This window comes from Janthinobacterium woesei, from assembly GCF_051380875.1.
GTDB lineage: Bacteria > Pseudomonadota > Gammaproteobacteria > Burkholderiales > Burkholderiaceae_D > Janthinobacterium.
The window spans coordinates 124,557-145,440 of sequence record NZ_JBNYXW010000005.1 but is presented as its reverse complement, the minus strand read 5'-3'; the positions used below and the strand labels follow the sequence as shown (position 1 = coordinate 145,440).

Below are 20,884 nucleotides of genomic sequence, written 5' to 3'. Positions count from 1 at the left end.
TCCCCGCTCGCTACGATTTTGAATGCCTTCTTTACGCCGCGTATTCAAGTAAAACATCTTTCTAAATAGTGCCGGAATGCATTTCCATGGCTTCCGGCATGCCTTCCCTCCTCCCCCCCGCAGCCCCCTCCCCGCATAGCCAGCAAGCATGCCATTTACGGGCAAAAACACGCTTCTACGCCCCCAAGCGGTGCGCCCGGGCGACAGCGCACTCATTTCCCTGCTTTTTCCTCGTGAAAACGTGAAAAACACTTGCATACTAGGTAAATCCACACCAATATTAGCCGTGCGATTAATTGCGCAATTTCCCATGTGTTTGTTAAGGAGGCTCGAAGATGGCAACAGCCAAAAAAACCCCAGTAGCAGCGCCAGCCAAAGCAGCAGCAGCAGCCAAGCCTGCAGCCGCCAAGAAAGCAGCACCCGCAGCCAAAGCAGCAGCAGCTAAACCAGCAGCGGCGAAGAAAGCGGCAGCACCGGCAACACCACGCAAGCCAAACGCAGCATTCATGAAAGCAATGACGCCATCGAAAGATCTGGCCGCCGTTGTTGGCGCAGCACCATTGCCGCGCACTGAAGTGACCAAAAAGGTATGGGATTACATCAAAAAACTCGATCTGCAAGATCCGGCCAACCGCCGCATGATCAATGCAGACGACAAGCTGAAAGCCGTTTTTGGCGGCAAAGCCCAAGTCTCCATGTTTGAAATGACGAAGCTCATCTCCGATCATTTGAAATAATCCGATACGCGCAGGGCGTTATCGCCGTGCGAGTGCCCCGCCGCATCACTGCGAGCGGGGCATTTTTTTGCAAAATGCGCATGGCGGCGTTGCAATACCTTGCCCTGCACATTTTGCGCGCCAACATTGATTCGCGCAAAAACTGATAAACATCACCCAGCGGGCTTGAATTCCCACAGTTTCCACGCGGCACGCACCGCATTCGGATACTCGGCCCGCCCCCGGCTGCCGTTGTAGCGGCCCAGGGCCAGGTACACATCGCCTTTTTCCATGTCCAGGTACATGCGCAAAATGGCGCAGCCGTAGCGCAAATTCGTTTGCATGTGGAACAGCTTGCTGCGGTCGCTATCGCCGATGACGCCCGTCCAGAACGGCATCACCTGCATGTAGCCCCGTGCGCCGGCCAGCGAGACGGCATATTTGCGGTACGCCGACTCGACCTGGATCAATCCCAGCACCAGGGCTGGCTCCAGCCCCGCGCGGCGCGCTTCATACCAGACAGTTTCCAGAAATTCCGTGCGCAACTGCGCGTCGGGCAGCTTGCGCTGCAGGCGTTGCGACATCTGCGCCAGCCATTGCTGGTAGCGTTGCAAGTCGGCGGAGGTAGAAAATCTGGCTTGCGGCGGGCGTTCGTCGCGGATCGCGTGGGACAGTGCCAGGCGGACGGAGTCGGCCAGCGCCTCCTCCTTCTGGTTACCGGCCTGCGCCGGGGAGGCGCAGGCCAGGCAGGCGGCCAGCACGAGGGCGCCGGCCGTGTTGCTTACTTGCATGCGCTTCACTGCGCCATTTTGCCCTGGATGAAGGCGACGATCTCGTCCGGCGCCACGCCAGTGGCCTCAAGGTCGCGGCGGCCCTGGTATTCCAGCTTGCCTTCTTTCAGGCCCCGCTCGCCGATGACGATGCGGTGCGGCACGCCAATCAGTTCCCAGTCAGCAAACATGGCGCCCGGGCGCTGTCCACGGTCGTCGACGATGACATCGACGCCAGCGCCTTGCAGGGCCGCGTACAGCTTCTCCGTCTCTTCCTTGACCATTTCGCTGCGATCCATGCCCATCGGGCACAGCACCACCTCAAATGGCGCGATGGAAGCGGGCCAGATGATGCCCTTGTCATCGAAGTTCTGTTCGATGGCGGCGCCCAGGATACGCGTCACGCCGATACCGTAGCAACCCATCTGCAATGGCGCCGGTTTGCCGTTTTCATCGAGGAAGGTGGCTTTCATGCTTTCCGAGTACGCCGTACCCAGCTGGAACACGTGGCCCACTTCGATGCCGCGCTCGACGGCCAGTACGCCCTGGCCGTCCGGCGAAGCGTCGCCGGCGACGACATTGCGCAAGTCGGCCACGATGGCAGGCTCGGCTACGTCGCGGCCCCAGTTGGCGCCCGTGTAGTGGAAGCCGGCCGCATTCGCGCCGCACACAAAATCATGCATATGGGCAACCGTACGGTCTGCCACCACGGTGACAGGCGCTTGCGTGCCGATCGGGCCCAGGTAGCCAGGGATCGTGCCATACACTTCCAGGATTTCCGCTTCCGTCGAGAAACGGTGACCTGCCAAGCCGGCAACCTTGCCCACCTTGATGTCGTTCAGTTCATGGTCGCCGCGCAGCAGCAGCATGAAGTGCTGTTTCGTGACTTTTTCGTCCTTACCCGTGGTTTCCACCGTCAGGGCGATGGTTTTCACGGTTTGCGCCAAGGCTAGACCCAGCAAGGTAGCCACGGTTTCGCACTTGACGGTGTCCGGCGTGGCTGTTTTCGTCAATGCCTGGACGCCGACGGCGCGCTCGCCCACTGGCGGCAGCGCTTCGGCCGCTTCCATGTTGGCCGCGTAATCAGACGTCGGGCAGTACACGAGTGCATCTTCGCCCGTGTGGGCGATGACGTGGAATTCATGCGAACCGGAACCGCCAATGGCGCCGTTGTCGGCCGCCACGGCGCGAAATTTCAAGCCGAAACGCGTGAAGATGCGCGTGTAGGCGTCGAACATGACCTTGTACGACGCTTGCATGCCAGCCAGGTCGCGGTCGAACGAGTAGGCGTCCTTCATGGTGAATTCGCGGCCACGCATCAGACCGAAGCGGGGACGGCGCTCGTCGCGGAACTTGGTCTGGATATGATAAAAATTCAACGGCAGCTGGCGGTAGGACTTGATTTCCGTGCGCACGACGTCTGTGATGACTTCTTCCGATGTCGGCTGGATCGCGTATTCGCGGCCGTGGCGGTCTTTCACGCGCATCAGTTCGTCGCCCATCTTGGTCCAGCGGCCCGTCTCCTGCCACAGTTCGGCCGGCTGCACGAGCGGCATCAGCAGTTCGATGCCGGCAGCTTTGTTCATCTCGTCACGGATGATGGCTTCCACCTTGCGGATCACGCGCAGGCCCATCGGCATGTAGGTATAGATGCCGGAACCGAGGCGTTTGATCATGCCTGCACGCATCATCAATTGGTGGCTGACGATTTCCGCGTCAGAAGGTGCATCTTTAAGTGTGGAAATAAAAAAACGGGAGGCGCGCATAACGGTGAATTCTTTTTAAAAAGAGAGGGTTATAATCAACCTAATTTTAAAGGATTAGCTGGCTGATGCGTCCATACTTTACACAAATGCGCTCAATTGGTGCGATTCCGGCCCTTTTCGCACCCCGAAAAGGCTGCCGGCTTGCGGAGTTGTGGGTAATTATGTAAAAAAAGACGCTCTGCCGCAGAAAGTTTGAGGTGCATTATGCTCGACCGTGAAGGGTTTCGGCCCAACGTCGGCATCATCCTGCTAAACGCCCAGAACGAGGTGTGGTGGGGCAAGCGGGTGCGCGAGCACTCATGGCAGTTTCCGCAAGGCGGTATCAAATATGGCGAAACACCGGAACAAGCCATGTTTCGCGAACTTGAAGAGGAAATCGGACTCAGACAGGAACACGTCAAAATTGTCGGCCGCACCCGCGACTGGCTGCGCTATGAAGTGCCAGACCACTTCATCAAGCGCGAGATTCGCGGCCATTACCGTGGCCAGAAGCAGATTTGGTTTCTGCTGAGAATGTGCGCGCGCGATAACGACGTCAATCTGCGCCTGACCGACCATCCCGAGTTCGACGCCTGGCGCTGGCATGAGTACTGGGTCCCGCTCGATGTCGTGATTGAATTTAAACGCGATGTGTACCAGCGTGCCTTGCAGGAGCTGTCCCGTTTCCTGACCTGGCCCGTGCATGGCAGCGCGCAACAGCCGCATCGCCATACCTCGCGCTACTTGCGCCAGCCACATGCGCCCCGGGCGCAGGACGGTATGGCACTGGCCAAGCCTTGCGACGACGCTGCCGCCGAAGGGCGCACGCCGGAGCTGCTCTTGCCAGGCAAGGAGTAGAGCGCCGTACCATGAATGCACTCTCCCACGCAAAAGGGGCAGCCTGACCAGGCTGCCCCTTTTTTTCACTCCATCAAGAAACTGTCTTTTAAAAGATCCAGACAGTTTCGGCACCTAACAAAACCGACGCGCAGTAGGTTTGGTTAAGTGTTAATTAGCTGCAGGAACGTCGAGGGTGATGGCTTTCAAGCCCAGGATCGCGCTGCTGTGCTGGCGGATCTTATTCGCCAGGGCCGGATCGCTGTTCAGCTTCTGGCCATACGACGGCACCATTTCCACCATCTTCGCTTGCCATTCCGGCGTCGCCAGGCGGCCCTTGAATGCCGTTTGCAGCACTTTGATCATGATCGGTGGCGCGGTCGAGGCGCCAGGCGAGGCACCCAGCAGGGCGACGATGCTGCCATCGGCGGCGCCGACGACTTCCGTGCCGAACTGCAACAAGCCACCTTTGACTGGGTCATCCTTGACGATCTGCACGCGCTGGCCCGCGTTTTGCAGGGTCCAGTCTTCCATCTTGGCGTTCGGCAAGTATTCGCGCAGAGTCTTCAGGCGGTCTTCCGGCGTGTTCATCACTTGCTCGACCAGGTACTTGGTCAGCGGAATATTGTCGTAGCCCGCTTGCAACATGGGCTTGATGTTGCCGCTGCCAATCGAGGCCGGCAAGTCGATCCACGAACCGTTTTTCAGGAACTTGGTCGAGAAGGTGGCGAACGGGCCAAACAGCAGGGCTTTCTTGCCGTCGATGATGCGCGTGTCCAGATGCGGCACCGACATCGGCGGCGAACCGACGGATGCCTTGCCGTAAACCTTGGCCGCATGCGCTGCCACCAGTTCCGGGTTGGTGCTGACCAGCCACTGGCCGCCCACCGGCACGCCGCCATAGCCCTTGGCTTCAGGAATACCCGATTTTTCCAGCAGCGGCAGCGACCCGCCGCCGGCACCGATGAAGACGAATTTGGCGCGCATGGTCTTTTCCTTGCCATCGGCCAGGTTTTTCACCGTCACGTTCCATACGCCGTCGGCGCCGCGCTGGATGTCTTCCACCTGATGGCGCAAGTGCAATGTCATGCCTTGACTACCCGTCAGGTAGCTGACCAGGCCGCGCGTGAGGTTGCCGAAATTGACGTCGGTACCGATTTCCATGCGCGTTGCCGCCACTTTCTGGCTCTTGTCGCGGCCTTGCATGACCAGCGGCGCCCACTGCTCGATCTGCGCCGGGTCTTCCGAGTACAACATGCCCTTGAACAAGTTTTGCTTTTGCATCGCTTCATAGCGCTTGTGCAGGAAGGCAATATTGGCATCGCCCCACACAAAGCTCATGTGCGGCACGTTGTTGATGAAGGTTTGCGGCGCGCCCAAGTGCTTTTTTTCCACCTGATAAGCCCAGAACTGCTTGGAAATCTCGAATTGCTCGTTGATATCGACGGCTTTCTTGGTCTCGATGCTGCCATCGGCCGCTTCCGGCGTGTAGTTCAGTTCGGCAAACGCCGAGTGGCCCGTGCCCGCGTTATTCATCGCGTCCGAGCTTTCGGCGGCCACGGAATCGAGGCGCTCAACCATTTCCATCGTCAGCGAAGGGTCGAGTTCCTTGAGCATGCTGCCCAGGGTGGCGCTCATGGTGCCGGCGCCGACCAGCAGCACGTCGACCGGCTTCTCGGACGATGCCGGCGGGGTCTTATCACATGCCGCGAGGATCAGGCACGACATCAAAAGTAATAGCGATTTACGCATACGTAACTCCGTTTATGGATACTGAGGGATTATTCTTGTGCGCCACTGCGGCGGCACCATCGCTGCATTGCACGAAAGACAGCCAGCCGAGGCGCCCGGAGGAGCGGATGTCGGTGGCGACAAGCATGCTGCTGCTCTCAGGCTTGGTCCGAGAGCAAGATCTGCTGGAAAAGGTGCAGGCAATGGATAGTGCGGACGTCGTTGTCGGCTGAAAAACCGGCAATAAAATCGCCGTCGTGTCCAGTGCAAATATCAAGAACGGCGATTTTATCACCGTTATTTGACGCTGCCGGGCGGCAGCGGTAGTGGATAATACTTACTAAAAGGTATTAAATTGAGGTGACTATGGGAGCATGAACGCAGGCGCGTGACGCACGTGGGCGCACGCTTGCGCATCGCCATCACCGATGGCTGCAGACGCCAGCGGACTTGACGGAGATGCCCGCAAAGTAGGCGGCGTCCAACCCGTAGCAGGATTAAAAGCGGCAGCCACAGCGCGCACACTAGCGTACGCGGTACAATGCCGGCTGCCCTTTGCCATAGTCATCCAGCCATGTTCAACCCCTCTTCCGACGATGTCCGCCGATTCTTTTGCGAAACATTGCGCAAGCACCGTGCCCACGAGATCCTCACCCCCATGGAAGCCATCGCGCTCGACTGGATCCTGGAACACCCCGAATATGAAAACGAGTTGAGCGACGTTGAAGCGGCGCTGGCGCGCGACTATTCCGTCGAAGGGGGGCAAGCCAATCCCTTCCTGCACCTGTCCATGCATTTGTCGATTACGGAACAGGTGCAGGTAGACCAGCCGCGCGGCATCCGCCCGGCCGTGCAGCAACTGACGCAGCGCCTCGATTCGGCCCATGCCGCCCAGCACGAAGTGATGGAATGCCTGGGCCAGATGATCTGGGCCTCGCAGCGCTCGGGCTTGCCGCCCGACACGGAAGCGTACATCGACTGCATACGCCGCCGCTAATCCAGGCAAATACCGGCCCCGTCAGATGGGCTGCGCCGCCTCTTTCATGCGCTGCCCCGCTTGCGGCAGCGCCGGCGCTTCCTTCTCCAGCAAGCCCAGCACCACCTGCAACGCCATGGCGACGGCGCCCACGATAAAGACCACGTCGCCAAAGGTGCGCACCCAGCGCAAAGTCTGCAGCAGCGGTTGCTGCATGAACTCTTCGCTGCGCGCATACCACAGGCCCTCCGTCACGCTGGCGTGGAACTGGATGATGCCAATCGGCAACAAGCTGGTGAAGATCATCAGTACCAGGCCTGCATTCAAGCCCCAGAAAGCCGTCTTCATCAGCGCAGGACTGAACTGGTAGTGCGGCCGCAAATAGCGCAGCACCAGCAAAGTGAAGCCCAGCGCCAGGAAGCCGTACACGCCGAACAGTGCCGCATGCGCATGCACCGGGGTCGTGTTCAGCCCCTGGATGTAATACAGCGCCACGGGCGGGTTGATCATGAAGCCCAGCACGCCGGCCCCCAGCATGTTCCAGAAGGCGACGGCGACAAAACACATCATCGGCCAGCGCAACTGCTCCATCCATGGCGCACGTTCTTTCAGGCGCCAGTTTTCCCACGCTTCATGTCCCAGCACGATCAACGGCACCACTTCCAGCGCGCTAAAACTCGCGCCGATGGCCATCACGGGCGTGGTGGTGCCGGCAAAGTACAGGTGGTGGAAGGTGCCGGGAATACCGCCCAGCATGAACAGCGAGGCCGAGGCCAGGCTGGCCGCCGTGGCCATGCGCACCGACACCAGGCCCAGGGTCGAGAAGATGAAGGCCAGCGCCGTGGTGGCGAAGACTTCAAAGAAGCCTTCCACCCACAGGTGCACCACCCACCAGCGCCAGTATTCCATCACGGACAGATGCGTGCGCTCGCCGTAGAACAGGCCGGCGCCGTAGAACAGGCCGATGGCGCCAACGGACGCGGTCAGCAGCGCCAGCAAATTCTTGTCGCCGCCCGGTTGACGCAGGGCTGGCACCACGCCGCGCAGCATCAACACCAGCCACAGCAGGATACCGACATACTTGCCGATCTGCCATAGACGGCCCAGGTCCACATATTCATAGCCCTGATGACCGAGCCAGAAGTTCCACTCGGGTGGCATGACTTGCGCAATCGCAAGATAATTGCCGATAAACGAGCCGACAACGACAGCCACCAGCGCCCAGAACAGCACGTCGACGCCCAGGCGTTGCCATTTTGGATCCTTGCCGCCATTGATCAAAGGCGCGAGGAACAGGCCGGCGGCAAGAAAGCCGGTGGCGATCCAGAACAGCGCGGCCTGGATATGCCAGGTGCGCGTCAGCGCGTACGGGAACCAGCGCGAGACGTCAACGCCGTAGAACTGCTGCCCTTCGACCGTGTAGTGCGCCGTGAAACCGCCAATGAACACCTGGAAGATGAACAGGGCGACCACCAGGAACAGATATTTTCCCAATCCCTGCTGCGATGGCGTGAGGGCAAAGGTCGTCAGCGGATCGCGCGCGCCGGGGGCCGGCAGCGCCTCGTCGTGATTGCGCAGGAAGGCCCAGCCCCACACGAGGAAGCCGACTCCGGCCAGCAGCACCACCACGCTGGCGACCGACCAGACCAGGTTTTCGCCGCTGGGCTGGTTGCCAATCAGCGGCTCGTGCGGCCAGTTGTTCGTGTACGTGACTTTCTGGCCAGGCCGTTCGGTAGCGGCGGCCCACGCGGTCCAGAAGAAGAACTGCGTCATCTGCGCGCGCCGCTGGGCACTGGGCAAGGTGTTTTCCTTCATGGCGAAATGCTCGCGGCTGGTCCGCAGTGCCGGGGCGTCGGAGAATAGCTGGTCGTAATAGTGCGCCGTGTGGGCGATGGCTTGCACGCGGCGCGGCGACAGGTGCAGTATTTGCGCATCGTCAACCCGGTTGCCACGGTATTCCATCTTCAGCGCTTCGCGCAGCGCCGCCTGCGCGGGGCCGTCCAATGCCGCGTAAGCCTTGCCGTGTTCGTGCTGCGCGGCCAGTTCCAGCCAGGCCGTCAGTTCGCGGTGCAGCCAGTCGGCTGTCCAGTCGGGCGCCTGGTAGGCGCCGTGGCCCCAGATGGAACCGAGCTGCATGCCGCCCACGGATTGCCAGGCCGTCTGGCCATCGAGAATGCCCTCGCGGTCGAACAGCTGTTTGCCGTCTTGTGTCACCACTTGCGCGGGAATCGGCGGCGCCTGCCGGTAAACTTCGACGCCGTAATAGCCCAGCAGTGAAAAGGTCACGATCAGCACGCCGATCAAAGTGAACCAGAGTTTTTTATAGGGACCCATGCGGTCTTTCCTTTGTCAGTGCACCACGGCCGGCGCAAAGCGCTCGAACAGGATATTGTTTTCGGTATGGATATGCGCCATCAAATCCTCGCGGAAGGTGCGCAGCCCCGTGTAGAGCGCGCGCCAGGTGGTGCAGGCACCGCTCGGCGTGCTGATGCCATTGGTCATTTCCTCCACGGCGCGCAGGGCGACGCCATGATCATCGTGCTCCATGCGCATCACGTTGATGGGCGCGCCGGCCATGGGGCCCTGGCCGCGCACGATCATGGGAAACAGCACGTCTTCCTCCTTGCGCATATGGCTTTCCAGTTCCTGCGCCATGGCCGACAAATGCTCGGCCAGGCCATGCGGACAGTCGGCGCGTTCGCCATGCACCTGCTCCACCTTGCGCGCCAGGCGTATCAGCTCGGGCAGCTGTTCGCGGTGCACGGCGTGGTAGCGCGCCAGGATGTGCTGCACCAGCTCCGGCGCGGTGGCGTCCTGCCAGTCACGCTCGCCGCTGGTATCGGCGCGCCCTTCCAGTTCCTGCAGCTGCGCGATGAGGGGTGCGGCATCGACGCCGGCCGCCTCGGCCGCCGCGCGCAGGGTCTTGTTGCCGCCGCAGCAGAAATCCAGGCGGTGCGCATCGAACAGGCGCGTGGCGCCCGGGATGCGGCGGGCCAGCTGGCCCAGCGATTGGTCGATCAGTTCCATGAAAATCTCCTTGTTTGAGTGTCGGATGGGCGCATTACTTGGCGCCGGCGTGGTAGACGCCGGGCACGGGCTCGCCCGTGACTTCCAGCACGCCGACTGCGCCCTTGCCGGCGCGCGACAGCGCATGGTCGACCAGCAGATAGCTGCCCGGATGCTGTACCTTGAGTTCGACGATGGTTGCGCCGCCGGGCGCCACGAGCGTGGTTTGCACGTCGTGTTTCGGGCTGCTGATGGAGCCTTCGCTATACACCTTGTCGAAGATCTCGCCGATGATGTGGAACGACGCAATCTTGTTGGGGCCACCCACGCCAAAATAAATGCGCACGGTCTCGCCGACCTTGGCCTGCAGCTTGTGGGTCTTGCTCAGGGCGCCCACTTCGCCGTTGAAGACGTAATAGTCGGGCAGTTCGTTGGCCATCTTTTCCAGGTTCGCCTCCTGGTGCACGGGCGCGCCATGCGGGCGGCCCGTGTACATCTCGCCCTGCATCACGTAATACTCGCGGTCCACCTTGGACAGACCGCCTTCGGGTTCGACCAGGATCATGCCGTACATGCCGGCCGCGATATGCTGTGGCACCAGCGGCGTGGCGCAGTGGTACACATACAGGCCGGGATTGAGGGCCTTGAAGGTGACGGTCTTTTCCTGCCCCGGCGCCACCTGCGTATGCTGGCCGCCGCCATGGCCACCCGTGACCGCGTGCAGGTCGATCGAATGGATCATCTTGCTGTCCTTCGCATTGAACAGCGTCAGTTCGACCGTGTCGCCCACGCGGGCGCGCAGCATCGGTCCGGGCACCTGGCGATTGAAGGTCCAGTAGGTGAAGGTGGTGCCGTCGTCCAGCTTGCCAGGCAGTTCCACCGTCTCCATGCGGTATTTCAGTGTCTGCGGCGCGCGCGCGCCGATGGCCGCTGGCACGGAAGCCGGGTTGGCAGCAACGCTGACGGCCGATGGATCAGGCCCGCGCATGGGCGCCGGCGCCGGCGTGTAGAGGGCCAGCGCGGCCTGGCTCGATTCATTCGCCGCGCTGCCAGCGCCAGCAGCCGCCCCCCCGGCCTCAGCCACCGAGGTGCCGGTCACTTCCAGTTTGCCTTCCATGCCGATCTGCCGGTGGCCGGGGATGGAACAGTAATACGTAAAGGTGCCGGCGCGCGTGACCTTGAAGCGCACGGTGGTGGTGCCTGTATTGGCGCTGAATTTGCTTGAGGCCACGTTCAGTTCCGGAATGAGCAGGTCGTGCTCGGCGCCTTCGCCGCTTTTCAGCACGAGTTCCACCGTGTCACCCACGTTCGCCGTCAGCACAGGATTAACCTGGCCCTTGGCGCCGATGAACACCATCTTGCCATCGACGATGTTGGTCTGCAGCTCATAGTGTTTGATCGCGGCAGCGCTCGCGGCAGCCTTGGGTGCCGCGAGCGCTGCCGCCTGGGCCTGTACGGACAGGGGCATGGCCAGGGCACAGACGGCGGCGGCAATGGCGCTGAGGGACGGAATTGTTTTCATCAAGCTTTCCTTGGTCTTGTATGCCGGTTCGGCACGACTACCTAGGCAAACCGTGTGCCAGGAAAAACTTGTTCTAAATCAATGATTTGAAAATTGCATGGTGTTTATGACCCCCTTTTAAAGTGGTTCCTTGTACCCTGCATGGTATCTATGACCACGACCAATACACATCTCTTGCTGCTAACCGACCTGGTGGCCGACCTTCCTGTGGCAGTGCGCCTGCAGCGCCTGGTGGGCAGCCTGCGCGCGCACTTCGGCTGCGAAGCCGTGGCCCTGCTCAAACTGGATGGGGAACATTTGCGGCCCGTGGCGATGGCAGGCCTGGCCAGCGATGCGCTGGGGCGCCACTTCGCCGTCACGGACCATCCGCGCCTGGCCGCCATCCTGCAGCGGCGCGGCGTGATCTGCTTCCATCACGACAGCGCCTTGCCCGATCCGTATGATGGCCTGATCGCCGACCATCCCGGCGAACCGCTGCCCGTGCACGATTGCATGGGCATGGCGCTCGACCTGGAGGGGGCGCGCTGGGGCGTGATCACGCTCGATGCCCTGCAAGTGGGTACTTTCGATGCCCGTGCGCAGCGCGATCTGGGCGAACTTGCCTGTGCCATCGAAGCTGCCGTGCGCGTCACCCGCCTGGAAGCGGAGATTCGCGCCCTGCGCCTGTCGGGCAGCGCGGCGGTGCCGAATCCGGAGGTGCAGCACGAGGACAGCGACTTCGTGGGCCAGAGCGGCGCCATCACGCAATTGCTGCATGAACTGCGCGTGGTCGCCGATGCCGAGCTGCCCGTGCTGCTGCTGGGGGAAACGGGCGTGGGCAAGGAGCTGTGCGCGCACCGGCTGCACCGCTTGTCGCGGCGCGCCGGCAAGCCCATGATCCACGTCAATTGCGCGGCCTTGCCAGAGTCCTTGGCCGAGAGCGAACTGTTCGGCCATGTACGCGGCGCATTTTCCGGCGCCGTCAGCGACCGGCCCGGCCGTTTCGAGGCGGCCGACGGGGGCACCTTGTTCCTCGATGAAGTGGGAGAATTACCGCTGTCGATACAGGCGAAGCTGCTGCGCACCTTGCAAAACGGCGAAATCCAGCGCCTGGGGGCAGACCGGCCGCGGCGCGTCAACGTGCGCATCATCGCCGCCACCAACCGCAGCCTGCGCGAGCATGTGCGCGACGGCACGTTCCGCGCCGACCTGTACCACCGCCTGTCCGTCTATCCGGTGCCGATTCCGCCGCTGCGCGAACGTGGCAATGACGTGCTGCTGCTGGCAGGGCGCTTCCTGGAACTCAACCGCGCACGCCTGGGCCTGCGCAGCCTGCGCCTGTCCGCCGCAGCGGAAGTGGCGCTATGCCACTACAGCTGGCCCGGCAACGTGCGCGAACTGGAACATGTGATCAGCCGTGCCGCGCTGAAAGCCGTGATCCGCGGCGCGGACCGCAAGGACATTGTGACGCTGGAAACGGATATGCTTGATCTCGATGCCTTGGACGCGCCGGCCGGCGCGGCCACGCTGCTGCCTGCGCCAGCATCAGGCGGAGAGACAGCGGCGCCATTACTTTCCATGCATCAGGTGGTGGAAGCGAGCCAGCGCCAGGCAATCCGCCAGGCGCTGGCCCTGCATCAGGATAACTGGGCTGCGGCCGCACGCCAGCTGGGGCTGGACGCCAGCAACTTGCACAAGCTGGCGCGCCGAGTGGGACTGAAGGCTTGAATGGGCGGTACTACTCAGCGGTGGATGACCAGGGTGGTCGGCAGGCTGTGGAAGTAGGCGGCCAGGTCCTTGATGTCCTGGTTGCTCAGCGGTTTCACCTGGCCCGTCATGATGGCGTTGTTGCGGCCATTCGGCTTGTCGCCCCGTTTATACGCCGTCAAGGCGTGTTCCAGGTAATCCTTGTGCTGGCCTGCCAGTTTTGGATAGGAAGGATCGATAGGCGAACCATAATCCTTGCCGTGGCAGGTGGCGCAGCTGTATTTTTCCGCCAGGGCCTTGCCCGTATTGATATTGCCGGCGGCGCTGGCGCCGAACGAGACGGTGGCACAAACCAGGGCGGCGAGTAGTTTTTTCATCTGGCTGGTCCTCAGTTCGGCTTGGCTTGTTGCGCATAATAGGCGGCGACATCGGCGATGTCCTGGTCCGACAGGCTGGTAGCGATGCCCTTCATGCTGGGGTGCTTGCGGTCGCCTTTCTTGTAGGCTTGCAGCGCATTCTCGATGTATTTTGCCGGCTGGCCGCCAATCATCGGCACCTGGAACACTTCGGGGAAGGTCGCCTTGTAACCGGGAATGCCGTGGCAACCGATACACATTTCCACCTTGGCAGTGGCTGCCTTGGCGTTTCCTACAATGTCAGCCGCTGTGACGGCATTGGCTATGCCGGCAAGCACGAGAAGTGCAAATATTTTTTTCATAGTGGCAAAGTGAACAAAGGTAATCGGAGAAACGCCAGAGCTGGTTTTTATTGATCTTATGTGTTGATAATTAAGGTTGACAATTAATCTTCTGCTTGCCGATTCTAACTAAGATATTCTTGCAAGTCCACCTACAAAACCCGCATTGTAGGCGAGCGGGCACAGACTGCCTGCGTGGCAGTGTGCCACAGTTCTGTTTATACTCACCCTTTACCTACTTTGGCAGACCGCTCATGCAAGCACAGCACCCCCAGCAAGGCCAACGCTTCGAAGGTTCCGACAGCTATGTCGCCACCGCCGACCTGAAACTGGCCGTGAATGCGGCGCTGACCTTGCAGCGCCCCCTGCTGATCAAAGGCGAGCCTGGCACCGGCAAGACCATGCTGGCCGAAGAAGTGGCGGCGGCGCTGAACATGCCGCTGATGCAATGGCATATCAAATCGACCACCAAGGCGCAGCAGGGGCTGTATGAATACGATGCCGTCTCGCGCCTGCGCGATTCGCAGCTGGGCGACGAACGCGTGCGCGAAATCCAGAACTACATCGTCAAGGGCGTGCTGTGGCAAGCGTTTACGGCGCCCGAGCCGGTGGTGCTGCTGATCGATGAAATCGACAAGGCCGACATCGAGTTCCCGAACGACTTGCTGCGCGAGCTGGACCGCATGGAATTCTATGTCTACGAAACGCGCGAAATGGTCACGGCGCGCCACCGTCCGCTGGTCATCATCACCTCGAACAACGAGAAGGAATTGCCGGACGCTTTCCTGCGCCGCTGCTTCTTCCATTACATCAAATTCCCGGACAAGGACACGATGGAGCAGATCGTCGCCGTCCACTACCCGCACCTGAAACAGGAATTGCTGGCGCAGGCGCTGCAAACCTTCTATGACGTGCGCGACGTGCCGGGCTTGAAGAAAAAACCGTCGACGTCGGAATTTCTCGACTGGCTCAAACTCCTGCTGGCCGAAGACATCCCTGCCGACGCGCTGCGCAGCAAAGATAATAAAGCTGTCGTGCCGCCGCTGCACGGCGCGCTGCTGAAAAACGAACAGGATGTGCACCTGTTCGAGCGCCTGATGTTCATGTCGCGTACCAACCGCTAAGGAGCGCCGGTGAAAGACATCAGCACGGACAACGTCTTCGTCCCCCTTGAGCTGCATGGGATCCGCCTCGAAGCGCTGGCGCCGCACCACGCGCAGGGCTTGCGCGCAGCGGCCATGGATGGCGAACTATGGAAACTGCGCGTCACCTCCGTGCCCGAGCCTGACCAGGTCGACCAGTACATCTTCAAGGGCATCGAGATGCGCCCCTCGCGCTTCGCCTTTGCCGTCATCGACATGGCCAGCGGCGACGTGATCGGCACCACCAGCTACCACGACGTGCTGCCCGAAGTCAAACGCCTGGAAATCGGCTACACCTGGTATGCCAAACGCTGCCAGCGCAGCCACGTCAACACCACCTGCAAACTGCTGTTACTGGAGCACGCCTTCGACACTCTCGACTGCGCACTGGTGGGTTTTCGCACCGACAATTTCAACCACGCCTCGCAGGCGGCCATCGAACGCCTGGGTGCAAAGAAGGATGGCGTGCTGCGGCACCACGCGCTGCGCCGCGACGGCACCGTGCGCGACACGGTCATGTACAGCATCACGCGCGGTGAATGGCCCGAAACCGCCGCCCATTTGCGCTACAAGCTGGCGCAGCGCCCCACGCAGCTCCCCTTCGCGGCACTGCCCATATGCGGCGGAGAAGCCCCATGCTGATCGATTTCTTCTTCAACCTCAAGGATGCAAAGATTCCCGTCTCGATCAAGGAATTTCTGACCCTGCTTGAAGCGCTGCAAAAGAACGTCATCGGCGCCTCGATGGACGATTTTTACTATCTGTCGCGCCTGACCCTGGTCAAGGATGAAGCGCATTTCGACAAGTTCGACCGCGCCTTCGCGCAATACTTCAAGGGCGTCAATGCGTCCTTCGAGACGAATGCAGCGATTCCACTCGACTGGCTGCTCAAGCGCATGCAGCGCGAACTGTCCGACGAACAAAAGGCGCAACTGGAAAAATTCGGCTACGACAAGCTGATGGACCGCCTGAACGAACTGCTGAAGGAACAGAAGGAACGCCACGAGGGCGGCAGCAAGTGGATCGGCACCGGCGGCACTTCGCCGTTCGGCAATGGCGGCACGAATCCGGAAGGCATCCGCATCGGCGGCAAGGGCGGCAACCGCACGGCGGTGAAAGTGTGGGAAGCGCGCAGCTACAAGGACTACGACGGCGAACGCGAGCTGGGCACGCGCAACCTGAAGGTGGCGTTGCGCCGTCTGCGCAAGTTCGCGCGCGAAGGCGCGGAAGATGAACTGGCGTTAGATGCCACCATCGCCGCCACGGCAAATAACGCGGGCTACCTCGACATCAGGATGCGCCCCGAGCGCAAGAACCGCATCAAGGTGCTGATGCTGTTCGACGTGGGCGGCAGCATGGACGAGCATATCGAACGCACGGAAGAACTGTTTTCGGCGGCGAAGACGGAATTCAAGAACATGGAGTTCTTTTACTTCCATAACTGCGTCTACGACACCCTGTGGAAGAACAACCGGCGCCGCCATGCCGAGCGTTTTCCCACCTGGGACGTGCTGCGTAAATACCCGTCCGACACCAAGCTCATTTTCGTCGGCGACGCCACCATGAGCCCCTACGAAATTCTGCAGCCGGGTGGCTCCGTCGAATACAACAACGAGGAAGCAGGCTCGGTCTGGCTGGCGCGATTTACCAGCGCCTTCCCGAAATTCATCTGGCTCAATCCTGAGTCCGAAGCCTTGTGGCAGTACCGCCAGTCCATCGGCGTGATGCGCCAATTGTTGAACGAGCGCATGTTCCCGCTGTCGATCGACGGACTGGAACGAGGCATGCGTTTGCTCAGTAAGTAAAGACGCGCAACAAAAAGTCCATGGCGGCATGCCGCCGCCATGTCGTACACTGCGTTTAGAATGACCATGCGGAGCATCTCCGCTGCGGGCGGCGCGCCATCGATACAGGCTTCTGCCGCCCTGCTGCATCTTGTGCACGGCCGCCATGGCCGTGACACTGTTCGATTGCGCACATCGTGCGCGCCTTCTGCTCCGGTAGAATCGGCGCATCGCGGCCTGCGCAAACAATGCACCATAGCTGCACCATGCTGTTGCCGCGCCAGTTCCCCTGCTGCCGGCCGGTGCCAGCGATATTTCAAAGGAATGAGCATGCAAAGTCTCCTCTCGATCGCCGCAGACCTGTCCTGGCCGTTCGCCATTACCCTGGCCTGGGTCGTCGGCGAATTTGGCCACCGCTGGACGGGCCTGCCGCGCATCAGCTTTTATGGCGTGATCGGTTTCATCCTGGCGCAGACGCAAGTGGGCGTCTTGCCGCAAACTGACGCCGGCCCCATGTTGGTGCTGGCCGACGTCGCCTTCGGCCTGATCCTGTTCGAGGTCGGCTACCGCATCAATCTTCGCTGGCTCAAGAACAACCCGTGGATCGCCGTCACGGGCCTGGTCGAGTCCTTGCTGACCTTTACCGTCGTCTACTTCATCGGCATCGAATTTGGCACCACACCGATGACGGCGCTGCTGCTGGCGTCCCTGGCCATGTCCACCTCGCCGGCCACCATCATGCGCGTGATTAACGAGGAACGCAGTTCGGGCCAGGTCACGGAACGCATCGTCCATCTGACAGCGCTCAACTGCGTGCTGGCCGTCTTCACGTTTAACATCATCATCGGTTTCTGGATGTTCCAGAGTTCCACCGACATGATCGAAGCGACTAGCAGCAGCGCCGCCGTGCTGGCCGCCTCCGTGGCCGCTGGCACCGTCTTCGGCATCGTCGTGCCAGCCATGCTGCGCCGCCTGGGCAACATGGCGCAGGATGCCACCGTGGCTTTCGCCCTGTCGGTGATGCTGCTGGTCGCCCTGACCTACACCACCAGCCTGTCGCCGCTCTTGGCCACCCTCACCTTCGGCCTGGTGGCCCGCCATCGGCGCGTCGCCTTCAGCCAGGCGCAGCGCAATTTCGGCGCGCTGGGCGAGCTGTTGACGGTACTGCTGTTCGTGTATGCCGCCTCGACCCTGGAATGGGGCAGCGTGACGGCCGGCGCGGGCCTGGCCCTGGCCGTCGTTGGCGGACGCTTGCTGACGAAAGTTGTCGGCGTGGCTGCGTTTTCGCATGTCAGCGGCATTTCCTGGCGCAAGGGCGTGCTGACGGGCGTGGCCCTGACGCCCGTTTCCGTCTTCATCATCCTGCTGCTGGAACACGCGCGCCAGCACGGCGTGAACTTCGACGACGAATTGAACGCCCTGGCTGCCGTCACCCTGGGCCTGGAACTGGTTGGCCCCGTGCTGGTACAGCGCGTGCTGATGCTGGCAAAAGAAACCCACGAAATCAAGGAGCGCTAAATGCCGCTGGAACCCTTTGGCCAATCGGCCGCGCTGACTTTTGGCGTCGAACTCGAACTGCAACTGGTGAACCTGTCGGACTATGACCTGACAGCCGCCAGTCCCGACCTGCTGCATTTGCTGGGCAAAAGGCCCTTCCCCGGCAACGTCACGCCGGAAATCACCGAGAGCATGATCGAGATCAACTCGAGCGTGCACACGCATCACGGCCCCCTGCTGGCGCAACTGCAGGAAATCCGCGACACCCTGGTGACGGCAGGCGACAAGCTCAATATCGGCATCGCGGGCGGCGGCACGCACCCATTCCAGCAATGGTCGTCACAAAAGATCTTTTCCAAGCCCCGCTTCCAGGAAATCTCGGAACTGTACGGCTACCTGGCCAAGCAGTTCACCATCTTCGGCCAGCACGTGCACATCGGCTGCGCCTCGGGCGACGACGCCATGTTCCTGCTGCACTCGCTGAACCGCTACATCCCCCACTTCATCGCCCTGTCGGCTTCCTCGCCGTATGTGCAAGGGCGCGACACGCTGTTCGATTCGGCGCGCCTCAATTCCGTGTTCGCCTTTCCCATGAGCGGACGCGCACCGTTCACCCTGAGCTGGGAACAGTTCTCCAACGAGTATTTTGCCAAGATGGAGAACACGGGCATCATCCGCAGCATGAAGGACTTTTACTGGGATATCCGGCCCAAGCCGGAATTTGGCACCATCGAGCTGCGCGTGTGCGACACGCCGCTGACGGTGGAACGGGCCGCCGCGCTGGCCGCCTATCTGCAGGCGCTGTGCCGCTATCTGCTGGAACAGAAAGAAGCACCTCCCGTGGAAGACGATTACCTCGTGTACAACTACAACCGCTTCCAGGCCTGCCGCTTCGGCCTCGATGGCGCCATCACGCATCCGAAAACCTACGAAACGATGTCGCTGCGCGAAGACATCATGACCACCCTGCGCAAGATGGAACCGCATGCCGAGGCGCTGGGTAGCACGCAGGCCCTGAAGCACCTGTCGGACGTGGCCAAGCAGTGGAGCGACGCGCAATACCTGCGCAAGCAGCATAGCCTGCAGGGCAGCGCCGAAGGCATGGTCGATTCGGCCATCCGCTGTTTTCGCGGTGAGCCCATGAATTACTGAGGACGCTTGGCCAAACCTACTGCGCGTCGCGGGGCGCGGCCGGCGATGCTCGCTGTACTTTAGTACAGCTGCGCTTCTCGGCCACGCCGCGCATCCGCTCGCTACGGTTTTGCCAAGCGCCGAGACTTTTACCGCAAAAGCACGAAACCAAAAAACCACACCCCCGCCTCCCCGTCATTTACAGCAGCCTGCCCCGCTTGCTACAATAAGTGAGAATGATTCTTATTATTGTTTAATCTGTCGATCCAGCCGGGCCGGCCATGCAAAGGGGACGCGATGCCGCTGGCAGAGCCGCTACAACGCCAGGAAATCGCGACACTGTATGCCGACCACCACGGCTGGCTGCAGGGCTGGCTGCGCAAGAAGCTGGGCAGCACCGCCTGCGCGGCCGATGTGGCGCATGACACCTTTGTGCGCCTGCTTGACCGCGAAGACACCGTTGCCGCGCGCGAGCCGCGCGCCTTCCTCGCCACCGTGGCGCAACGCGTGCTGTTCAACCATTACCGGCGCCAGAAACTCGAAGAAGCCTACCTGGACGTGCTGGTGCAGCTGCCACCCCTGCATGCGCCGTCGCCCGAAGAACGGGCGCTGCTGCTGTCTACCGTGTTTGAACTTGACCGCATGCTCGATGGCTTGCCACCGCCCGTCAAGCGGGCCTTCCTGCTGCGCCAGCTCGAAGAATTACCGCAGGAAGACATCGCGCGCCAGCTCGGCATCTCGCTGGCCACCGTCAAGCGCCATCTGCAGCGCGCCGGCAGCGCCACGCAGGCGTGGCAGCAGTTGCAGATGCAGCACGAGCATCTGCCTCCCGCCATGCACGCGAGCTTGCTGCGCGCCTGCGTGCAGGCGAATGCGCCGCGCCGCCACGCCGTCAAAACCCTCTGCCTGCTGCTAGCCTCCGGCGCCTCGCTGTATGCGTTCGAACGCCATGCGCCATGGCGCAGCTGGACGGCCGACTACCGCACCGGCGTCAACCAGCGCCGCGTGGTGACGCTGAGCGATGGCACGCAACTCACGCTCAACACCGACAGCGCCGTGAATGTCAACTACTCCAGCGAACAGCGCCGCATTCAACTGCTGGCCGGTGAAATTTTCATCGCCACCGGCAAGGATGCAGCACAACGTCCATTCTTCGTCAGCACGCCACTCGGCAGCCTGCAGGCGCTGGGCACGCGCTTTACGGTGCGCCTGCACGATGACTACGCCAGCGCCGGCGTGCTCGAAGGCGCCGTCGCCGTGCTGGCCGACGATGCCCATCAGCGCCTGCTGCTGCGTCCAGGCGAAGGCGCCCACTTCGACAGCACGCGATTCCACCGCCAGGCGCTGGCGCCCTATGGCGGCGCCTGGCTGGGTGGCATGCTGGTGGCGCGCGACATGCGCCTGGCCGATTTCCTCGCCGAGCTGTCGCGCTACAGCGAACATCCGCTGGGCTGTACGCCCGCCATTGCCAGCTTGCGCGTCTCCGGCTCCTACCCGCTGGCCGACATCAGCGCCATCCTCGACGCCGTCAGCGCCAGCCTGCGGCTGCGGCGCAATACCATCACGCGTTTCTGGGGCAATCAGGTCGTACGGATCGAATTGGCGCCCAGCTGAAAAATATTTTCTGCAAAGTGAGCTGTTTCG

General features: G+C 61.5%; 18 protein-coding genes and 1 pseudogene. 11 read left to right on the top strand and 8 right to left on the bottom strand.

Translation table 11 applies throughout. The features are described 5' to 3' along the window. The first annotated feature begins 335 nt into the window (after nucleotides 1–335). The gene (locus ACQ4W6_RS06870) at nucleotides 336–737 is read left to right on the top strand and encodes an SWIB/MDM2 domain-containing protein (protein ID WP_436566433.1); all 402 of its coding nucleotides are present in this window, start codon (nucleotides 336–338) and stop codon (nucleotides 735–737) included. 152 nt (nucleotides 738–889) lie between these two features. Here ACQ4W6_RS06870 and ACQ4W6_RS06865 read toward each other — a convergent pair whose 3' ends face one another. Together ACQ4W6_RS06865 and ACQ4W6_RS06860 are read right to left on the bottom strand one after the other, a co-directional pair. Next, nucleotides 890–1,507, bottom strand: coding sequence for a lytic transglycosylase domain-containing protein (locus ACQ4W6_RS06865; protein ID WP_436566432.1), 618 nt, complete (start codon nucleotides 1,505–1,507; stop codon nucleotides 890–892). A gap of 5 nt (nucleotides 1,508–1,512) precedes the next feature. Next, nucleotides 1,513–3,252, bottom strand: coding sequence for a proline--tRNA ligase (locus ACQ4W6_RS06860; protein ID WP_436566431.1), 1,740 nt, complete (start codon nucleotides 3,250–3,252; stop codon nucleotides 1,513–1,515). 204 nt (nucleotides 3,253–3,456) lie between these two features. Here ACQ4W6_RS06860 and ACQ4W6_RS06855 point away from each other — a divergent pair, with 204 nt between their 5' ends. Then, nucleotides 3,457–4,089: an RNA pyrophosphohydrolase gene (locus ACQ4W6_RS06855; RefSeq protein WP_436566430.1), complete on the top strand. Its 633-nt coding sequence runs from the start codon at nucleotides 3,457–3,459 to the stop codon at nucleotides 4,087–4,089. Between the two features lie 150 nt (nucleotides 4,090–4,239). Here ACQ4W6_RS06855 and mqo read toward each other — a convergent pair whose 3' ends face one another. After that, on the bottom strand, nucleotides 4,240–5,820 hold the full coding sequence (gene mqo / locus ACQ4W6_RS06850) for a malate dehydrogenase (quinone) (RefSeq protein ID WP_436566429.1): 1,581 nt from the start codon (nucleotides 5,818–5,820) through the stop codon (nucleotides 4,240–4,242). Between the two features lie 553 nt (nucleotides 5,821–6,373). Between mqo and ACQ4W6_RS06845 the strand changes: the two genes are divergently transcribed. Beyond that, nucleotides 6,374–6,796, top strand: a complete 423-nt coding sequence (locus ACQ4W6_RS06845; RefSeq protein ID WP_436566428.1) for a DUF1841 family protein — start codon at nucleotides 6,374–6,376, stop codon at nucleotides 6,794–6,796. Between the two features lie 21 nt (nucleotides 6,797–6,817). On the opposite strand, the gene ACQ4W6_RS06840 is transcribed toward ACQ4W6_RS06845, so the two are convergent. From ACQ4W6_RS06840 to nirK, 3 genes are read right to left on the bottom strand one after another with little or no spacing between them, the layout of a single operon-like run. Next, nucleotides 6,818–9,109: a nitric-oxide reductase large subunit gene (locus tag ACQ4W6_RS06840; protein ID WP_436566427.1), complete on the bottom strand. Its 2,292-nt coding sequence runs from the start codon at nucleotides 9,107–9,109 to the stop codon at nucleotides 6,818–6,820. Nucleotides 9,110–9,124: 15 nt separating this feature from the next. Then, complete coding sequence (gene ytfE, locus ACQ4W6_RS06835) at nucleotides 9,125–9,802, bottom strand: iron-sulfur cluster repair protein YtfE (protein ID WP_436566426.1); 678 nt, start codon at nucleotides 9,800–9,802, stop codon at nucleotides 9,125–9,127. A gap of 34 nt (nucleotides 9,803–9,836) precedes the next feature. Beyond that, complete coding sequence (gene nirK / locus ACQ4W6_RS06830; protein ID WP_436566425.1) at nucleotides 9,837–11,303, bottom strand: copper-containing nitrite reductase; 1,467 nt, start codon at nucleotides 11,301–11,303, stop codon at nucleotides 9,837–9,839. 150 nt (nucleotides 11,304–11,453) lie between these two features. Here nirK and norR point away from each other — a divergent pair, with 150 nt between their 5' ends. Beyond that, nucleotides 11,454–13,010 (top strand): nitric oxide reductase transcriptional regulator NorR, encoded by a 1,557-nt coding sequence (gene norR, locus ACQ4W6_RS06825; protein ID WP_436566424.1) that lies wholly within the window; start codon nucleotides 11,454–11,456, stop codon nucleotides 13,008–13,010. Nucleotides 13,011–13,024: 14 nt separating this feature from the next. Here norR and ACQ4W6_RS06820 read toward each other — a convergent pair whose 3' ends face one another. After that, nucleotides 13,025–13,366 (bottom strand): c-type cytochrome, encoded by a 342-nt coding sequence (locus tag ACQ4W6_RS06820; protein WP_436566423.1) that lies wholly within the window; start codon nucleotides 13,364–13,366, stop codon nucleotides 13,025–13,027. A gap of 11 nt (nucleotides 13,367–13,377) precedes the next feature. Continuing rightward, nucleotides 13,378–13,707 carry a c-type cytochrome gene (locus ACQ4W6_RS06815; protein WP_436566422.1) on the bottom strand — a complete coding sequence of 110 codons (330 nt, stop codon included), beginning with the start codon at nucleotides 13,705–13,707 and terminating at the stop codon, nucleotides 13,378–13,380. Nucleotides 13,708–13,940: 233 nt separating this feature from the next. On the opposite strand from ACQ4W6_RS06815, the gene ACQ4W6_RS06810 reads away from it, so the two are divergent. The 7 genes and pseudogenes from ACQ4W6_RS06810 (at nucleotide 13,941) to ACQ4W6_RS06780 (ending at nucleotide 20,854) form a co-directional block, all read left to right on the top strand. Beyond that, nucleotides 13,941–14,810 (top strand): AAA family ATPase, encoded by an 870-nt coding sequence (locus ACQ4W6_RS06810; RefSeq protein ID WP_436566421.1) that lies wholly within the window; start codon nucleotides 13,941–13,943, stop codon nucleotides 14,808–14,810. Nucleotides 14,811–14,819: 9 nt separating this feature from the next. After that, nucleotides 14,820–15,470, top strand: a complete 651-nt coding sequence (locus tag ACQ4W6_RS06805) for a GNAT family N-acetyltransferase (protein ID WP_436566420.1) — start codon at nucleotides 14,820–14,822, stop codon at nucleotides 15,468–15,470. Continuing rightward, nucleotides 15,464–16,633 carry a vWA domain-containing protein gene (locus ACQ4W6_RS06800; protein WP_436566419.1) on the top strand — a complete coding sequence of 390 codons (1,170 nt, stop codon included), beginning with the start codon at nucleotides 15,464–15,466 and terminating at the stop codon, nucleotides 16,631–16,633. The genes ACQ4W6_RS06805 and ACQ4W6_RS06800 overlap by 7 nt, the downstream gene beginning before the upstream one ends. A gap of 309 nt (nucleotides 16,634–16,942) precedes the next feature. Continuing rightward, complete coding sequence (locus tag ACQ4W6_RS06795; protein ID WP_436566418.1) at nucleotides 16,943–18,130, top strand: cation:proton antiporter; 1,188 nt, start codon at nucleotides 16,943–16,945, stop codon at nucleotides 18,128–18,130. Then, nucleotides 18,131–19,261 carry a YbdK family carboxylate-amine ligase gene (locus ACQ4W6_RS06790; RefSeq protein ID WP_436566417.1) on the top strand — a complete coding sequence of 377 codons (1,131 nt, stop codon included), beginning with the start codon at nucleotides 18,131–18,133 and terminating at the stop codon, nucleotides 19,259–19,261. 276 nt (nucleotides 19,262–19,537) lie between these two features. Next, a pseudogene (locus ACQ4W6_RS06785) lies at nucleotides 19,538–20,020 on the top strand (sigma-70 family RNA polymerase sigma factor); the annotation flags it as partial. Nucleotides 20,021–20,047: 27 nt separating this feature from the next. Further along, on the top strand, nucleotides 20,048–20,854 hold the full coding sequence (locus ACQ4W6_RS06780) for a FecR family protein (RefSeq protein WP_436566583.1): 807 nt from the start codon (nucleotides 20,048–20,050) through the stop codon (nucleotides 20,852–20,854). The last annotated feature ends 30 nt before the right edge of the window (nucleotides 20,855–20,884 follow it).